Below are 15,335 nucleotides of genomic sequence, written 5' to 3'. Positions count from 1 at the left end.
ACCAAAGCCACTGCCCCCGAGTAACTCATCGCCCCCATGCATTGCTCACAATTAGGCCTTGAACTGGCCACTTGTAACGCATATGTTCTTAAGGCTTTACTCATTGGGTTTTGCTCCTTTTTCTTAATACTAATTGCGAATTGCAACACGCAATTTAGCACTTCTAGCCCGGCTATTGAGCGCCACTTCGGCAGGGTCGGCTTCTTCCGGCTTGCGGTTCACGGCCTCAAAGGGCTTGCTTTCATTGCCAAAGAAGTCTTTTTCGACGGCCCCAAAAAACTTCCCTTTGCCGATAAAATTCTTCACCAGCCTGTCTTCCAGCGAGTGGTAGCTCAGAACTACCAGCCGGCCACCGGGGCGTAGCACCTCGGCCGTTTGCAGCAGCATCTCTTGCAGGGCCTGCATCTCCTGGTTCACCTCAATGCGGAGGGCCTGGAACACCTGGGCCAGGTACTTATTCTCCTTGCCGCGGGGCGTGCAGGGCTGAATGGCTTGCTTTAGCTCGGCAATGGTCTCGAGGCGGCGGCCGCGACGGGCGGCGCCTACCGTTTGGGCCAGGGTGCGGGCATTGGTCACCTCCCCGTACATCCCGAAGATGCGGTGCAAGTCGGCCTCTTTGTAATCGTTGAGAATATCCGCAGCGGTTAATGGCCCGTCGGGGTCCATCCGCATATCCAGCGGCCCATCAAAGCGGGTAGAAAAGCCGCGTTCCGGGGTATCAAACTGATGCGAACTGACACCAAGGTCAGCAAGTAGGCCATCCACTGGCAATGCACCAAGTTGCTGTAGTTCAGCAGTTAATTCACGAAAATTAGCCTTAACAAATGTAAATTGAGGACAAATTAACTTTTCTGCCTCGGCTTCCGCATCGGCATCCTGGTCAAAGCTGTACAGGTGACCAGTGGTCAATCTTTCGAGGATGCGGGCGGAGTGCCCTCCCCCACCAAAGGTCACGTCGACGTAGCGGCCATCGGGCTGCAGGTCGAGCGCGGCCAGGCACTGGGCCAGCATCACCGGGCGGTGGTAGGCGGTATCGTTGGTGTATTCGCTCACGCCATGGGGCCACCTTGTGGCGGGGTTTCAACTGACAAAAACTTCTGCGCTAACTTACTAAAGCTCTGCTGGTCTTTTATAAGATATTCATCGTAGCGGCTGGGGTCCCAGATTTCGCACCGGTTCCCTAGGCCAACGATAATAGCTTCTTTCTCAATACCTGCGTAGCGTAACATGCTGCGAGGTAGCATGAAACGGTTGATTGAATCAAGCTCCACTTCAGTCATCCCACGAAAGAAATTCCGCTGAAACTGGCGGTACTCTTCGTTGAACTCATCAAGAGCCATCACCTTTTCGTGGATGACGCGCCAGGCCGCCCTTGGGTAAAGCACGAGGCAGGGCTCGAAGCCGCGCACCAAAACCAGTTGGCTGCCCGACTCCTCTGGCAAATTTCCCTTCACCTTGGCCGGGAGCACAAGCCGCCCTTTCGGGTCAAGCTTGCATTCGTATTCGCCGGATAGCAGGTTCATGGGCACATACCGCCAAGGGAAACAGGGACGGTATTAGCAAATGTACGGGAACACTATCAAAAACCAACCACGATTTACCATTTCCTACCACAAAACAAATAGTGCCTCCAATCGTGCTAAATGGCATTTTTAGCTTGATTTTTAAGAAATTCATTGCCGCTATATTCTAGCTAAGCCATCTTGAATTGTCAAGATGTCATGAATTACCCGTGGTTGATGGGTATTTCCTTTTCGCTTGAGGTTATTCCTTCTTTGGCAGTACGTAAGCGACTTCGTTACTGCCTCGCTCGGTCCAAGCCTTACCTTTGGCTTTGGGATTTCTGAACACGCTTCCTACTTGAGCGTGTAAAAGTTGGGGCTTCTTCAAGCGCCATTTCAGAATAGCCCAGACCGCAGATGAAATGAGCTTTATTCACAGATTTTATTCACTTCTCGCCCTGTGTGCGTTTTTGCTGGCGTGGCTGTGCCCCGGGGTTGCAAAGGCGCAGTCGGCTGCTATTGCGCCGGTGCGGGGCGAAGTCACGGAAGCCGGCAAAGCCACTCCCCTACCAGGCGCCGTGGTGCGCTGGCTGCTCGATGACGGCGCTGACACTTCTAAGTTCACGGCCGTGACGGATGCGGCCGGACGATTTATGCTGGTGCGACCAGCCCGCGCGGCGTCGCGGGTGGTGGTGCAGGCCCTGGGCTACCGACCCGATACCCTGGCGGTACCCGTTGCCGGGGCGCCTTACTTGCGGGTAGCCCTGCGCGGGGGGCAAGAGTTGGGCGAGGTCAGCGTAACGGCTCGCGCCCTGGCCTACTCGGCTATTACCCCTGCCAACGTTCAGGTGATTTCGGCCGCCGACCTGACCAAATCGGCCTGTTGCAACCTGGCCGAGAGCTTCGAAACCAATGCCTCGGTTGAAGTGACGACCTCCGATGCGGTATCCGGAGCCAAGCAGATTCAACTGCTGGGGCTCGATGGTAGCTACTCGCTGCTGACCGTGGACAACCAGCCGGCCCTGCGGGGGCTGGCGGCGCCGTACCGCCTCGGCTATTTGGCGGGACCCTGGATAGAGAACATTGAAATCATAAAAGGCACGGGTTCTGTGGTGAACGGGTACGAAGCCATTTCGGGCCAAGTGAACGTAAAGCTGAAGGAACCGGATAAAACCGACCAGCTGCTGTTCAACGTGTACGGCAACGACCTCGGCAAACTCGATGTCAACCTAAACGCCTCGGCACGCATCAACCCCAAATGGAGCACGCTGCTCTTGCTACACGCCGACCACCTGGGCCACCGCGTTGACCGCAACAGCGACACTTTCCTGGATTTGCCTTTGGCCACGCAGTTCAATGTGTTTAATAAGTGGAAATACATGTCGGGAACCGGCATAGTGAGCGAAGCCGGAATCGGGGCCTTGCGCGAAACGCGCCAGGGCGGCCAGGTAGACTTCCGCGATACCGGCGGCGATGCGGCCTACTTCCAGCACTACGGCACCACGCAGGCCACCACGCGCTACACCGGCTACGCCAAGACCTCCTATACCTGGCCCACGCGGCCATTCCAAAGCCTGGGCCTGCTGCTGAGCGGCACCGACCACGATTTTGTGTCTGCTTATACGCCGGCTTACTTGCCAGCCGCCGCCAGCGGGCCGCGCACCTACGACGGCAAGCAGCGCACCGGCCTGGGCACGCTGCTTTTCCAAAGCGTGCTGGGCAACACCTCCCACGTGTATCGCACGGGCCTCAGCTTTCTCTACGATGACTACCAAGAAGTTTTTCGAGATGGCTACCGGTACCCAACCGAGACACTGGCGGAAGCACACGCCCGCGAACACCGCGACCGGCTGGAGCTGGTACCCGGTGGGTTTGCCGAATACACGTACCAAAACAGCCGCAACTTTACGTTTGTGGCGGGCCTGCGCGCCGACCGCCACAACCTCTACGGCTGGCAGGTCACGCCCCGCCTCAACCTCAAATACGACCCCTCCAAAAACACCGTGCTGCGCCTGGCCGCCGGCCGGGGTTTCCGCGTAGCCAATCCCATTGCCGACAACGCCGCCCTGCTGGCCAGCGCCCGACAGTTCCAGGTATTTCCCGACCTGCGCCCCGAGCGGGCATGGAACCTAGGCGGCAGCGCAACCCAATATTTCACCGTGTTGGGGCGTTCGGCCACGTTCGTTGTCGATTATTATCATACCGAATTCGATAACCAAGTGGTGGCCGACATGTACACGGCCGCTCGCTACGTCATCATTGCCAATCTTCCGGCCGGCGGCCGCTCGTTTGCCCGCAGCTTCCAGGCCGAGCTGCAGCTTGAGCCCCTGAAAGGCTTGCAGGTGAAGGGTGCCTACAAGTACCTTGACGTGCGCACTACCTACGACGGCGTGCTGCTGCCCAAGCCGCTCACCCCGGCTCACCGGGCCTTTCTCAACCTGGGCTATGCCAGCGCCTTCGACAAATGGCGGGGCGACCTTACGGTGCAATGGTATGGGCAACGCCCGCTCGCTCCCATCACCAGCGATCACGGGCACGGCAGCGGGCAGGCATACGTGCCGGACGTGGCGCCCCGGTATGCCCTGCTCAATGCCCAACTTACCCGCGGCTTTAAGCGCCTTGATGTGTACGCCGGGGTTGAAAACCTGACCGATTACCGCCAGGCAAATCCCATCGAGAGCGCAGCCAATCCCTTCGGCCCTGGTTTTGATGCCGCCATGGTATGGGGGCCGGTTTACGGGCGGCTCACGTACCTGGGCGTGCGCTACCGCATCGAGTAGTCGAGAAACAGCACTAATATCGTCGGCGACTTTTTATGGCCGTAATTTTGTTGTGCGCATCATCAGTAAGCCCCAACTACCTTCTTATATGAAATTACTCCTCTCCCTCCCGCTGTTTGCTTTGTTGAGCTTCTCTAGCGCGCAGGCCCAAACCGCACCGGCAGCGCAAGCCAAAACAGCCAGCGCAGCCACTGCCCAGTTCAAAACTTCGGCCGTGTGCGAGATGTGCAAAACCCGCCTCGAAAAAAGCTTGGCCTACGAAAAGGGCGTACAAAGCGCCGTGCTTGATGTGCCGACCCAAATGCTTACGGTAACCTACCGTCCCGACAAAACTTCGCCGGCCGCCCTGCGCACTGCCGTGCAAAAAACCGGCTACGATGCCGACGACCAAGCCGCCGACGCCCGCGCCTACAGCCGCCTGCCCGACTGCTGCAAAAAGACCAACGCAGTGCACTAAAAGCCGAAGTACCTATGGGCAATTTGCACGAAGGCGTTTGGCCGCCCTCGCCGTTTAGAGTGGGTTTGGGACTTTATAAAAATGTCGTTTCCGTCACGCTCGGCTGGTCGAAGCATGACAATTCTCCAAAACGCGTATAAGCTCTGCGCAGCCAACAAGCTGCCGTCGGTTGCGGATTAGTGTATTCCGAAACGGAGGCCTCTTGCATGAGGCCTCCGTTTTTTATGCGCAGCTGTTTGAGTAGAAGCCAGGGAAAATGCTCGGATTTTGTTATCCATTCGAGGCGCGGCTATGCGAATGATGCGGATAAAGTGAGCCGGCTCGGCTGCCGCTTTTCCGCACTGTGCGCCTTTTCCTTGATGCTTCCCCCTGCTTGCTCTGTTGTGCAGCACTACTGCTGCTCGTACCAATCCAAAATATAATCCGCCACCTTTTCCCAACCGGGTTCCCCGCATATGAAGTGGCTTTTCCCTTCAAATATTTTGACATGAACCGGGCTGTTTACATCCTTGTACCTGCCGGCTATTCTCTGAGTTAGACTGGGCGGAAAAATATTATCGCTACCGCCGCCAATAAATAAAATTGGTGCGTGAGGTTTCTTAAAATCCAGGTTTGAAAAAGAATTAAAAACCAATTGCCGACTGACTTTGTAACTTTCAGGCACCGCAAATTTTTCAAATGCATCTGCTTTTTCGGCATCAGGAATCGTATTGAAAAACGCATAATCGTACCATTTTCGACTACCCATAAAGTATTTCTTAAATGAAAAGAATCCAAAGGCTGGCAACACAGTTTTAAGGGTTTGAAAGGGCGGGAAGACATTTTTTGGCGGTGCTCCATCAATGCTTACACCAGCCGCCGCTTTTCTCATCTGAACCAGCTTCAAGGCGGCCATTCCTGCCATGGAATGACCAATAACCAATGGCTTATCGGGCAAGGAATCTAGTAAGCTAACGATGTTATCAACCACATCAATAAACCCGGTTTTAACAAGGTCAGGATGAACCCTTGCTCTCAGTTCCACAGGATTCCCCTCGTGCCCGGGGTTCGCAGGGGCATAAACTTTATAACCTTTCTGCTCATAGTGGCGCTTCCATTCCGTCCAACAGGCGTTATTCACAAAATTCCCGTGAATGAGTACGATGGTTCTTGACGTTGTCATAATCCTTCCATGTTATAAGGTTTACAATTAACTCTTTTCCAATCAGCAGTTGCTTCCCGAATGCGCCAATTACTCTTCTTAAGTTAAGGAAATATGTCGATGCATTTTACCCCTCATGCGCTTGTTCAGAGAGTGCTCGGGAATTAGCTCGTGGCAGCAAAGAAAACGCGTCAGTAAGCTGCAGGCGAAGCTCTTAGGCTCCGCTGGCATTATGGTTGACAGTAATCAACCCATTTCTGACTCGCAGTGGCAAGTTGTGGCTCCGTTGCGGCTGGCGCAACGCAAACGCCACTTGTGTGAAGAGAAGTAGTCGACATGGCACGCCATATCTGCCACACCGGTTGCCAATGGCGCAGTTCGCCCGCCTCGTTTCCGGCGCTGGCAACGCCAGCAGCTTTGGTAGCCGATGAACCAACCCCTGAGCCAAGCCGACCGCGTGGCGGCGGACCGACCCGTCCTCGCTCGGGTGCGTAGCCAGTTCAGCCAAGTGTCACTATCTGTTTTGCCCGCGCTAATTCTCTACCACGCTTTTACCGAAAAAGTCAAAAAGCCCCGCTTCTATTCAGAGGCGGGGCTTTTTGACTTTTTCGGTCGTTCAAAACCGTTAATGCCCATATAAATCTAATCAGCAGGATATTAAGGGCAACTTCATCATGCCAACTTGCTTACTTAGCCCGCCACAGCCGCCACCACGGCAAATACGGCTGGTCGTGGTGCTCGTAGTGGTAACCGAAGAAGTAGCAACTCACAAAGGCCCAGACGTGGTGTCGCAACTGGCTGCGCGACTTGTGCTTGTTGTCCGGGGCGTGTTCGCCGCGGTGCGGCAGGTAAGTTCCGAAGAAAAAGAGCTGCAGCGTGGCCAACAGCGCCGGTATCATCCAAAAGGCGATGACATTGGCCTGCGGAAACCACAGCTTCAGCACATTGTAGGTGAGGGCCATTAGGGCTATTTGCCACCAGGTCACGTAGTTCCAGGCGAAGCGCAGGAACCAGGGCAGGAAACCGGGGTGCTTGCCGTCGTGGAAGTCGGGGTCATCGTGGGTGCCCACGTGGCGATGGTGGGCGTGGTGTTTGGGCAGTTGCCCGGGAAACCAGTTGTAGGCAAACAAGCCAGCAGCAACGGTGCCAATGGCATTGTTGAGGCGCTTATTGGCGCTTACCAAGCCGTGCATGGCATCGTGCGCCGTGATGAACAGGCCGGTGTAGAGGTGCGTTTGCAGCAGCAGCAGCAGATACGGGGTTGGGCTCCGCCAGTCGGGTTGGTAAAATGCCATCAGGAAGGTGAGCAGGGCCGCCCAGCTTGCAAAAACCAACGCCGCTACCGCTACTCCTTTGGTTCCCAGCGGCGCGGGCGCCACGCGGGAAGCGGCCGAGACGTGGGGGAAGTGCGATTTGACAGTCAGCGGCATGCAGGAAAGAAAACTTGAACGACTTATACGGGGCCGGAAATCAAAAAATCATGCGTTTCTGTGCCGGCTACAGCGCAGCCAGGCGGTCGCGCACTTGTTCCATCAGCCACATGGGCGTGCTGGTGGCCCCGCAAATGCCCACCGACTGGCCGGGCTGGAACCACGCGGGTTGAATTTCGCCCACGTTGGAAATGAACTGTGTTTGCGCGTTGGTTTCCTTGCACACCTGGTACAAGACTTTGCCGTTGGAGCTTTTGGTGCCCGACACGAACACAATCTGGTCGAACTGCGCGGCGAATCGGCGCAGGTCTTTGTCGCGGTTGCTCACCTGCCGGCAAATGGTGTCGTTGGCATTCACCCGAATGCCCCGGCCCTCCAGCTCGTTCTTGATGTTGTAGAAGCTGCTGGTGCTTTTGGTAGTCTGGCTGTAGAGGGTGATGTTCTCGGGCAATTCGTGCTGAAGCAACTCTTCCAGGTTTTCAAATACCACGGCATTGCCGCTGGTTTGGCCCAGCAGGCCGAGAACCTCGGCGTGGCCGTGCTTGCCGTAGATGAAAATCTGCTCTTTTTTGTCGTAGCTGGCTTTGATGCGATTTTGGAGCTTGAGCACCACCGGGCAGCTGGCATCAATCAGAGTCAGGTTGTTTTCCATGGCCATCTGGTAGGTGGCCGGCGGCTCGCCGTGGGCCCGAATGAGCACGGCTTCATCGCGCAGCTCGGCCAGTCTTTCGTGGCAGATAATGCGCAGGCCCCGCGCCTCCAAGCGTTGCACCTCTTCATCGTTGTGCACGATGTCGCCTAAGCAGTACAGGTAGCCCTGCTCATCAAGCAAGTCTTCAGCCATTTGAATGGCGTAAATCACGCCAAAGCAAAAGCCGGAGTTGGGGTCGATACGGACGCTGAGCGACAGTTGTGGCATAGGCCGAAGTAACCAGCAACCTACCCGCAAGGTTGCGAAACATTTGCCGGGCTGCCGAAAATACGAAAACGAAGCTCATTTCAGTTTGCCAAGCCCTTTGTTCCCCTCAAAATCTTTTACTATTTCCTCTTTGGGCGGGCCTGCGTTATCAACCCAAAACGCCTGGTTGTAGGGCGTTTTCTAATTTGAGTCAATTGATTTTTCGTGCGGGCATTCTTAATTAATAGTCTGCCCAAAATCCCCAGCACACTTATCCGCAGCGATATTGTGAACAGTTGGAGAGGAAATCCCGAATTAATTAATTCGGGATGCCAACGCGGCTATCGGCACATACACCATCAGCCCGTCTCATGGGCGATACATCGCGCGCCCCACACTCCCAAATCAAATTGGGCTCGAAAAGAATACCCAACCGTTCAAGCGGGAAAATGCGCAAGGCCAACTATAGTATCGGCCCTGCGAATTGGTAAACTTACTCTGATACCTTGCCCAACCGCGCGGCGTCTTCGTCGGTCACGTGGCCGCGGCCAACCAGGAAATCACGCACCGTGCGAAACGCTTCCGGGTCGAGGCCGGATTTGGGGTGTTTCAGGGCCGCGCTGAGCAACATCTCCTTGTCCTCGTCCACGTGTTTGCTCAACCCCAGAAAGGCGGGCAGGTTGCTTTCCACGGAAAAGCGCAGAAAACGGATTTCGGGGTTTTGGGGGTCCAAGCCCACGGCTTGCTCAAAGGTGCGGGCGGCGTCCTGCACGTAGCTCATTTTGTTGAACATGGACGCATCGCGGGCCCGGATGGCTTCGGCGGCGCCTTTGTAGCCCAGCACCAGGGCGTCGCGGTCTTTGTAGTCGGCCAGCAGCTTATAGAATTTTTCGCCGGCAGTTTTATCAGCGGCGGCTTGCTCGTAGTGGCGGCGCAGGTTGGCGGGGTCGTAAGGAGAAGGCACGTTGGAAGAGGGCAAGATTAAAGAATTGAGAAATAGAGGCCTGGGGGCGGCAATGCTGGCCGACCCGGCGCTTGTGCTGGCGCCGGCCATTGGCTCTATGCCCATACGTAAGGACGTGGCTGGCGATGCAAAAACAACATCAACCATACCAGACAGAAAGAGCACACTGAGAATTTTCATATTGGCAAAACTACGGAGCACAAAAACCATTTGTTTTGCCAATGGCAAAACCCGTGCTCAAAAATGCCTGCTGTTCTCAAATGCGCGACAAACGGTACCGAAAGTAGGACCCCAACAGCAAGAGAATCTTGGTATTATCGGGCACCCGCACCCGTTCGCCTAAAATTCGCGCCGCGGGCAACTTCTTTATTTTATAAAACAGCTTCAGGTAGTAAACATAGGCCAGGTAAACGCCCAGCTTCGCGCAGCGCGGCAGCTGCACGATGCCCTCGTACGCCGCTTCAAAATCAGCCTTGATATCGGCTTCAATCTGGCTCTTGGTCACGTCGTTGAAGTGCTGGTACACAACCCCCGGGAAATACACGCGGCCCCGTTCTTCGTAGTCGGAGCGGATGTCGCGCAGGAAATTCACTTTCTGAAACGCCGACCCCAGCCGCCGGGCCGGCTCCCGCAGGCGCTCAAACATGGCCGCATCGCCGTCGCAAAAGATGCGCAGGCACATCAGCCCCACCACCTCGGCCGAGCCGTAAATGTATTCGCTGTACAAGCCGGGATGGTAGTTCTGGTCTTCCAAATCCAGGGCCATGCTGTGCAAAAATGCCTCAATGAATTCGTGGTCAATGCCATAACGATGCACCACGTGCTGAAAAGCATGCAGAATCGGGTTGAAACTCAGGCCGGTTTCCAGGGCCTCGTAGGTCTGGCGCCGGAAGTCGGCCAAGAGTGCGGCTTTGTCGTGGTCGTGGAAGGTGTCCACTATTTCATCGGCCCAGCGCACGAAGCCATACACGGCGTAAACCGGCAAATGCAACTTCTCGTCGAGCGTGCGAATGCCCAACGTGAACGAGGTGCTGTAGCGCCCCGTGATGAGCTTGCTGCACGCTAGGCTGGTATCAGTGAATAGTTTAACGTGGTCCACTTCGTTGAATTTTTAGTTTTGAGTTATGCGTCATGAATGGTCGAGTCAGTTGAGTTAACTCATCATTCGGTACTCATAATCCAGCATTCTCCTTTAGCACCTCCCCCGCCACTACCTGCCCCGAAATGAGCGAAGGCGGCACCCCCGGACCGGGCACGGTCAGCTGACCGGTGAAATACAAATTACTGACTTTTTTGCTCTTAAGGGTGGGCTTCAAAATGGCGGTTTGCTTGAGCGTATTTGCCAAGCCGTAAGCGTTGCCTTTGTAACTGTGGTAGTCGGCCACGAAGTCGCGGTGGGCGTAGCTGCGCTTGAAAACCACCGCGTCGCGGATGCTGTGGCCGCAATGGCGCTCAAGCCGGTCCATCAGCAAGTCGTAATAGTACTCGCGGGTGGCTTCGTCGTCGGTTAGGTTGGGCGCCACAGGAATGAGCAGAAACAGATTTTCCTGGCCTTCGGGTGCTACCGTGGGGTCGGTTTTGCTGGGCACCGAGGCGTAATACAGGGGCTTGGTGGGCCATTGGGGCTGCTCGTATATCTCGCGGGCATGCTGGGTGAGGTCCTCGTCGAAGAACAGGTTGTGGTGCCGCAGCTTGTCCAGCTTCTTATTCACGCCGAGGTAAAACAGCAGCGACGACGGCGCCATGGTGCGCGAATCCCAGTATTTCGCGTCGTAGTGGCGGTGCTCGGGTTTAAGCACTTCCTGCTCGATGTGATGATAATCGGCCCCGGCCACCACGGCATCGGCGGCAAAAAAGCCGCTGACGGTGCGCACGCCAGTACTGCGGCCGTTCTCAACTACAATTTCCCTAACCTCCTCGTTGTAGCGGATTTCTACCCCCGTCTCTTCGGCCAGGCGCACCATGCCTTCCACAATCTTGTGCATTCCGCCTTTCGGATACCAGGTGCCCAGCGCCAAATCGGCGTAGTTCATTAGCGAATACAAGGCGGGCGTGTTCTCCGAGGTGGCCCCGAGAAAGAGGATGGGGAATTCCACCAGTTCCAGCAGGCGCGGGTCTTTGAAGAAGCGGCGCACGTGCTTGTGCATGCTTTGGAGCACGTCCATCCGCACCATATCCACGAGCAGCTTGGGGTCGGCAAACTCGAATAGGGAACGGCTGGGCGCGTACACCAAGCGGTTGATGCCGACTTCGTATTTGTAGGCGGCCTGCTTCAAAAATTCATCGAGCCGGGCGGCACTGCCGGGCTCGTAGCGTTCGAACAAAGCCCGCAACTCGCTCATTTTGGCCGGAATGTCCACGGCTTCCGGCCCTTTGAATATCACCTGATACGAAGGGTCCAGCCGCTGCAACTCGTAGTAGTCGGCAACCTTCTTGTCGAAGCGGGCGAAGTACTTCTCAAACACGTCGGGCATCCAGTACCAGCTCGGACCCATGTCGAAAGTGAAGCCCTGCGCGCGGAACACACGGGCCCGGCCGCCGGGGCCTTCGTTTTTCTCCAGCACCGTGACGCGCCAGCCGGCTTGGGCGAGCGTCGTGGCCGCGGCCAAGCCGGCAAAACCGGCGCCGATGACGAGAGCTTGTTTGGTTGTGGTATCGTTTTGCAAGGTGAATTGCGCGCAATTAAAATAGAGAATGGAGCTAGAGAGCGGCTTAGGTGAAACAAAACCCACCCCCCTTAAATAAGAAAGTAGCTCGACCGATTAGCGGAGCTGGCAGCAAAGATGCTCTGCCGCAACTCAGCCCCAAGAATTGTGACGGGCATAAAAGAGGCCGCCGGCCCCGCGCCGCAAGGTTGCAGCAGCAAGGCCGGCGGCCAAGATTTTCAAGTGAAGCTATTAATCTTCAACCGTTTCGGTTACCTCGGCGGCAGAAGCCCCAACCGGTGCGTACACCTGCAAGGCCGACTTCAATTCTTTGCGGGCAATGTGAATGCGGTTTTTGACGGTACCGATGGGGATTTGCAGCTTCTCGGCTATCTCCATGTACTTGTAGCCGATGTAGTACATCATGAACGGCGTGCGGTAGTCGGTGCCCAAGCCAGCAATGGCCTCGTTGATGTCGCGCACCACAAAGTCCGAAGTGGCGCCGTTGTGGGTGATGTAATTTTGGTCGGTGTTGAAATACTGGAAATACTCCGTCGAATCGATGTTGGAGCTGCGCTTGGTAATCTTGTTGTAGTTGTTGATGAAGGTGTTGCGCATAATGGTATACAACCACGCCTTCAGGTTGGTACCGGCTTTGAACTTGTCTTTGTTGAGGAGGGCTTTGAGAAGCGTTTCCTGCACCAAATCCTTGGCATCATCAGCGTCTCGCGTCAAATTCATGGCGGCGGGCCGGAGGGTGAGCGAAATCTTCTGCACTTGCGAGGTAAATTCTAGCGAAGTCATTCTGTTTAGCTTTTCGTGGCCGATTGTTAAACAAATATACGAGGCTTATTGAAATTAAGCCACGACTAGCAAAAGAAATTTACCCGGTCGATTGTATATGCTGCTTGTTCTTGCGTCAAAGTAAGAAGCGCATTTATTCCCTTCCCCATTCCTTCGTCCAATGGCCGGATTTTCTCGAGGAACAGGCGCATTTACGGGGCCAAGCGGCGAACGGATTGCACGGACAACTGCGGTTTAGGCGGCTACCGGGGCGAAATTAATTTCGCTAATCCAAGTCAGAAAATCGGTCATTAATGGCGGGACAACAAAATTTGGGGGCAATACCAAGCCCTCCTGGCGCGCCAAGCTGCCATACAGAACCACCCGGCCGGCGGGGCACAACTGGTGCAGCGCTTGGGCAAAGTCGCCCACCCGCGTGCGTTCGGGCTGGGTAGTAAGCACGGTCACCAGCACATCGGGCTGGTAGGTCTGGCACACAGCACCCAGTTCCTTGATGGGCATGTTCTGGCCGAGGTACATGGTGTGCTGCCCCCGCGCCCGCAGGGCGTAGTTCATAAACAGCAAAGCCAGCTCGTGCAACTCGTGCTCGGGCAAAAACAGCAGCCACCGGGGCGTCCCGTGTGCATCGATGGGCGGCAGCGCATCGGTGGCCGCCAGTATTTTCTGGCGCAGCAAGTGCGACAGCAGGTGCTCCTGGGCCAGGTTCATGGTGCCGGCCAGCCACATCAGGCCGATGCGCTGCAAAAGCGGATAGGCCACATGCAGCATCATTTTTTCGAACCCAAGCTGCCGGGTGGCCTCGTCGAGCAGGCGGCACAAAGCGGGCTCGTCCATGCCCAGCATGGCGGCCAGCAGGGCGTTCACTTGCCGGGCGTAGTCGTGGGCGTCCTCGCACTTGGCAAGCACGGCCCGCGCGATTTCGTCGTCGTTGAGGCGGGCTACCTGCGAAATGCGGCGTCCCTGCCCACACAGCGTGGCCACGTTGAGCAAGCGGCGCAGGTCGTCGTCGCAGTACAGCCGGATGTTGGTGGCCGTGCGCACGGGCCGCAGCAGCCCGTAACGCTGCTCCCACATCCGAATGGTATGCGCCTTAATGCCCGAAAGCTGCTCTAAGTCGCTGATGGAGTAGTGGCCCATTAAGTAGCGGTGAAAAACGAATAGTGGAAAGGAACCAATAGACTAAGTAATTGAAGACACTAATGTTATAGAGGAGGGCTAACGCTGCATTTCGCTGGATTTTTCTTTTCGCTTTTGCGCCTGCTTGCGCGCCAGCTCCAGGTATTTCGGCGAAACCCACAGCAGGCCAAATTCGGCAGAGCCGTCGCGGCCCGTGGTTTTATGATGCGTTTTGTGGGCCATGTTCAGCGCCCGCAGGTAGGTGTTGTCTGATTTTTTCCAGAAGCGCAAACGGCCGTGAATCAGCACGTCGTGCACGAAGAAATACACGGTACCATAGGCGGCAATGCCCACTCCTACCCAAAACCACCAGCGCCCGCCGTTGTCGCCGGTAATAAACAAAGCGGCCGAAATGCCCCCGTAAATCAGGAAAAACAGGTCGTTGCGCTCAACCGGGTGAGGGTGCCGCACGTGGTGCGAGCGGTGCAATACCCACAGGGGCCCGTGCTGCACAAACTTGTGCATGAACCAGGCCCAGAATTCCATGAAACCAAACGTTATGAGGGTGATGCCGATGGCGGCCAGTGCTGTCATGCGTGAGTAACCGGGGTAGAGAAAGTGTTGTTTCAAATGAACGCCGGAACGCCGTTCCGCCCCACTCAATCTAGGGGGCGGAACGGCGTTCCAAACTACTGGGCCGCTAATAAACAGCTTTTTGCGCTACCAGCTAATCTTTTCCTTGCTCAGGAAGGCGGCGATGCCCTTGCGGCAGTCTTCCGACCCGCGGGCTTCGGCGTTGCGCTGCGCAGCGTAGCGCAGGCCCTCCTCCAAGGGCATTTCGGGCAAGCGGGCGAGCATTTCCTTGGTTACTTCCATGCTCTGGCCCGAGTTTTCGCGGCACAGACGCTGAGCGTAGGCGTGCACGGTGCCAGCCAGTTCTTCCTTGGTCGAAAGGAAGGTGATAAGCCCCATGTCCAGCGCAGCCTGGGCCGAAACCACATCGCCGCTGAGCAACAACTGCTTGGTACGTGCCTCCCCGATTCGACGCAGCAAAAACACGCTTACGATGGCGGGCAGGAAGCCAATTTTCACTTCCGTGTAGCCAAACTTGGCCTCGGGCACGGCAAACGTGATGTCGCAGATGGCGGCCAGGCCGCAGCCGCCGGCCAAAGCGTGGCCCTGCACTTGGCCAATCACCACTTTTTTGAGGGTGTAAATCTGATGAAACAGCTGCATGAGATGCGTGCTGTCTTCCAAGTTATCGGTGTAGCCGAAGCCTTGCAGGTCTTGGATGTACGCCAAATCGGCGCCGGCGCAGAACACGTCGCCGGCAGCCCGCAGCACGATTACCTTCACCAATTCATCGTTTTCAGCAAATTCGAAGGCTTGCTTCAGCTCGGTCACCACGTCGGCGTTCAGGGCGTTGCGCTTATCGGGCCGGTTCAGGGTGATGTAGCCAATGCGGTCCTGGGCTTCGTAGCGAATGTAGCGCAAGGCTTCGAGTTCGGGGGTAAGAAGGTTTTCCATAAGAAGCGGTAACGGCGCGGGCGGATGGTTATTCTCAAGGATGACCGCCGGGCCAAAAGGGTGGCATCCTT

14 protein-coding genes are annotated in these 15,335 nt (G+C 56.2%); 2 read left to right on the top strand and 12 right to left on the bottom strand.

Annotation, left to right across the window (positions count from 1 at the left end; genetic code table 11):
* Positions 1-129: 129 nt before the first annotated feature.
* A complete protein-coding gene (rsmH, locus tag I2I05_RS10885; protein ID WP_196282275.1) occupies positions 130-1,053 on the bottom strand; it encodes a 16S rRNA (cytosine(1402)-N(4))-methyltransferase RsmH in 924 nt (307 codons plus the stop codon).
* Positions 1,050-1,523, bottom strand: a complete 474-nt coding sequence (gene mraZ, locus I2I05_RS10880; RefSeq protein WP_196282274.1) for a division/cell wall cluster transcriptional repressor MraZ — start codon at positions 1,521-1,523, stop codon at positions 1,050-1,052. Before mraZ ends, rsmH begins: the two co-directional genes overlap by 4 nt.
* Positions 1,524-1,924: 401 nt before the next feature.
* On the opposite strand from mraZ, the gene I2I05_RS10875 reads away from it, so the two are divergent.
* Both I2I05_RS10875 and I2I05_RS10870 read left to right on the top strand, forming a co-directional pair.
* Positions 1,925-4,282, top strand: coding sequence for a TonB-dependent receptor (locus I2I05_RS10875; protein WP_196282273.1), 2,358 nt, complete (start codon positions 1,925-1,927; stop codon positions 4,280-4,282).
* Between the two features lie 88 nt (positions 4,283-4,370).
* The gene (locus I2I05_RS10870; protein WP_196282272.1) at positions 4,371-4,739 is read left to right on the top strand and encodes a heavy-metal-associated domain-containing protein; all 369 of its coding nucleotides are present in this window, start codon (positions 4,371-4,373) and stop codon (positions 4,737-4,739) included.
* A gap of 391 nt (positions 4,740-5,130) precedes the next feature.
* On the opposite strand, the gene I2I05_RS10865 is transcribed toward I2I05_RS10870, so the two are convergent.
* The 10 genes from I2I05_RS10865 to I2I05_RS10820 all read right to left on the bottom strand — a co-directional run bounded on the left by I2I05_RS10865 (position 5,131) and on the right by I2I05_RS10820 (position 15,264).
* Complete coding sequence (locus I2I05_RS10865) at positions 5,131-5,901, bottom strand: alpha/beta hydrolase (RefSeq protein ID WP_196282271.1); 771 nt, start codon at positions 5,899-5,901, stop codon at positions 5,131-5,133.
* Positions 5,902-6,566: 665 nt separating this feature from the next.
* Positions 6,567-7,310: a fatty acid desaturase gene (locus I2I05_RS10860; protein ID WP_196282270.1), complete on the bottom strand. Its 744-nt coding sequence runs from the start codon at positions 7,308-7,310 to the stop codon at positions 6,567-6,569.
* 67 nt (positions 7,311-7,377) lie between these two features.
* On the bottom strand, positions 7,378-8,229 hold the full coding sequence (locus I2I05_RS10855; protein ID WP_196282269.1) for a 4-hydroxy-3-methylbut-2-enyl diphosphate reductase: 852 nt from the start codon (positions 8,227-8,229) through the stop codon (positions 7,378-7,380).
* A gap of 472 nt (positions 8,230-8,701) precedes the next feature.
* Positions 8,702-9,187, bottom strand: a complete 486-nt coding sequence (locus I2I05_RS10850; RefSeq protein ID WP_196282268.1) for a hypothetical protein — start codon at positions 9,185-9,187, stop codon at positions 8,702-8,704.
* Positions 9,188-9,428: 241 nt separating this feature from the next.
* Positions 9,429-10,271: a phytoene/squalene synthase family protein gene (locus I2I05_RS10845; protein WP_196282267.1), complete on the bottom strand. Its 843-nt coding sequence runs from the start codon at positions 10,269-10,271 to the stop codon at positions 9,429-9,431.
* A 73-nt stretch (positions 10,272-10,344) separates the two neighbouring features.
* Positions 10,345-11,838, bottom strand: a complete 1,494-nt coding sequence (locus I2I05_RS10840) for a phytoene desaturase family protein (RefSeq protein ID WP_196282266.1) — start codon at positions 11,836-11,838, stop codon at positions 10,345-10,347.
* Between the two features lie 231 nt (positions 11,839-12,069).
* Complete coding sequence (locus I2I05_RS10835) at positions 12,070-12,621, bottom strand: sigma-70 family RNA polymerase sigma factor (protein WP_196282265.1); 552 nt, start codon at positions 12,619-12,621, stop codon at positions 12,070-12,072.
* Positions 12,622-12,855: 234 nt separating this feature from the next.
* Positions 12,856-13,758 carry a MerR family transcriptional regulator gene (locus I2I05_RS10830; RefSeq protein ID WP_196282264.1) on the bottom strand — a complete coding sequence of 301 codons (903 nt, stop codon included), beginning with the start codon at positions 13,756-13,758 and terminating at the stop codon, positions 12,856-12,858.
* A gap of 78 nt (positions 13,759-13,836) precedes the next feature.
* Positions 13,837-14,331 (bottom strand): sterol desaturase family protein, encoded by a 495-nt coding sequence (locus I2I05_RS10825; RefSeq protein WP_196282263.1) that lies wholly within the window; start codon positions 14,329-14,331, stop codon positions 13,837-13,839.
* Positions 14,332-14,457: 126 nt separating this feature from the next.
* Complete coding sequence (locus I2I05_RS10820; RefSeq protein ID WP_196282262.1) at positions 14,458-15,264, bottom strand: enoyl-CoA hydratase/isomerase family protein; 807 nt, start codon at positions 15,262-15,264, stop codon at positions 14,458-14,460.
* Positions 15,265-15,335 lie beyond the last annotated feature (71 nt).

It is taken from the genome of Hymenobacter jeongseonensis (genome assembly GCF_015694725.1).
GTDB lineage: Bacteria > Bacteroidota > Bacteroidia > Cytophagales > Hymenobacteraceae > Hymenobacter > Hymenobacter jeongseonensis.
The sequence above is the reverse complement of the archived record's forward strand: the minus strand, read 5'-3'. Positions and strand labels throughout refer to the sequence as shown.

What these genes read in the sequence shown, in the direction of transcription:
- mraZ (WP_196282274.1), bottom strand. Translation starts at nt 1,523, where the DNA reads ATGAACCTGCTATCCGGCGAATACGAATGCAAGCTTGACCCGAAAGGG.
- I2I05_RS10875 (WP_196282273.1), top strand. Translation starts at nt 1,925, where the DNA reads ATGAGCTTTATTCACAGATTTTATTCACTTCTCGCCCTGTGTGCGTTT.
- I2I05_RS10870 (WP_196282272.1), top strand. Translation starts at nt 4,371, where the DNA reads ATGAAATTACTCCTCTCCCTCCCGCTGTTTGCTTTGTTGAGCTTCTCT.
- I2I05_RS10865 (WP_196282271.1), bottom strand. Translation starts at nt 5,901, where the DNA reads ATGACAACGTCAAGAACCATCGTACTCATTCACGGGAATTTTGTGAAT.
- I2I05_RS10860 (WP_196282270.1), bottom strand. Translation starts at nt 7,310, where the DNA reads ATGCCGCTGACTGTCAAATCGCACTTCCCCCACGTCTCGGCCGCTTCC.
- I2I05_RS10855 (WP_196282269.1), bottom strand. Translation starts at nt 8,229, where the DNA reads ATGCCACAACTGTCGCTCAGCGTCCGTATCGACCCCAACTCCGGCTTT.
- I2I05_RS10835 (WP_196282265.1), bottom strand. Translation starts at nt 12,621, where the DNA reads ATGACTTCGCTAGAATTTACCTCGCAAGTGCAGAAGATTTCGCTCACC.
- I2I05_RS10830 (WP_196282264.1), bottom strand. Translation starts at nt 13,758, where the DNA reads ATGGGCCACTACTCCATCAGCGACTTAGAGCAGCTTTCGGGCATTAAG.
- I2I05_RS10825 (WP_196282263.1), bottom strand. Translation starts at nt 14,331, where the DNA reads ATGACAGCACTGGCCGCCATCGGCATCACCCTCATAACGTTTGGTTTC.
- I2I05_RS10820 (WP_196282262.1), bottom strand. Translation starts at nt 15,264, where the DNA reads ATGGAAAACCTTCTTACCCCCGAACTCGAAGCCTTGCGCTACATTCGC.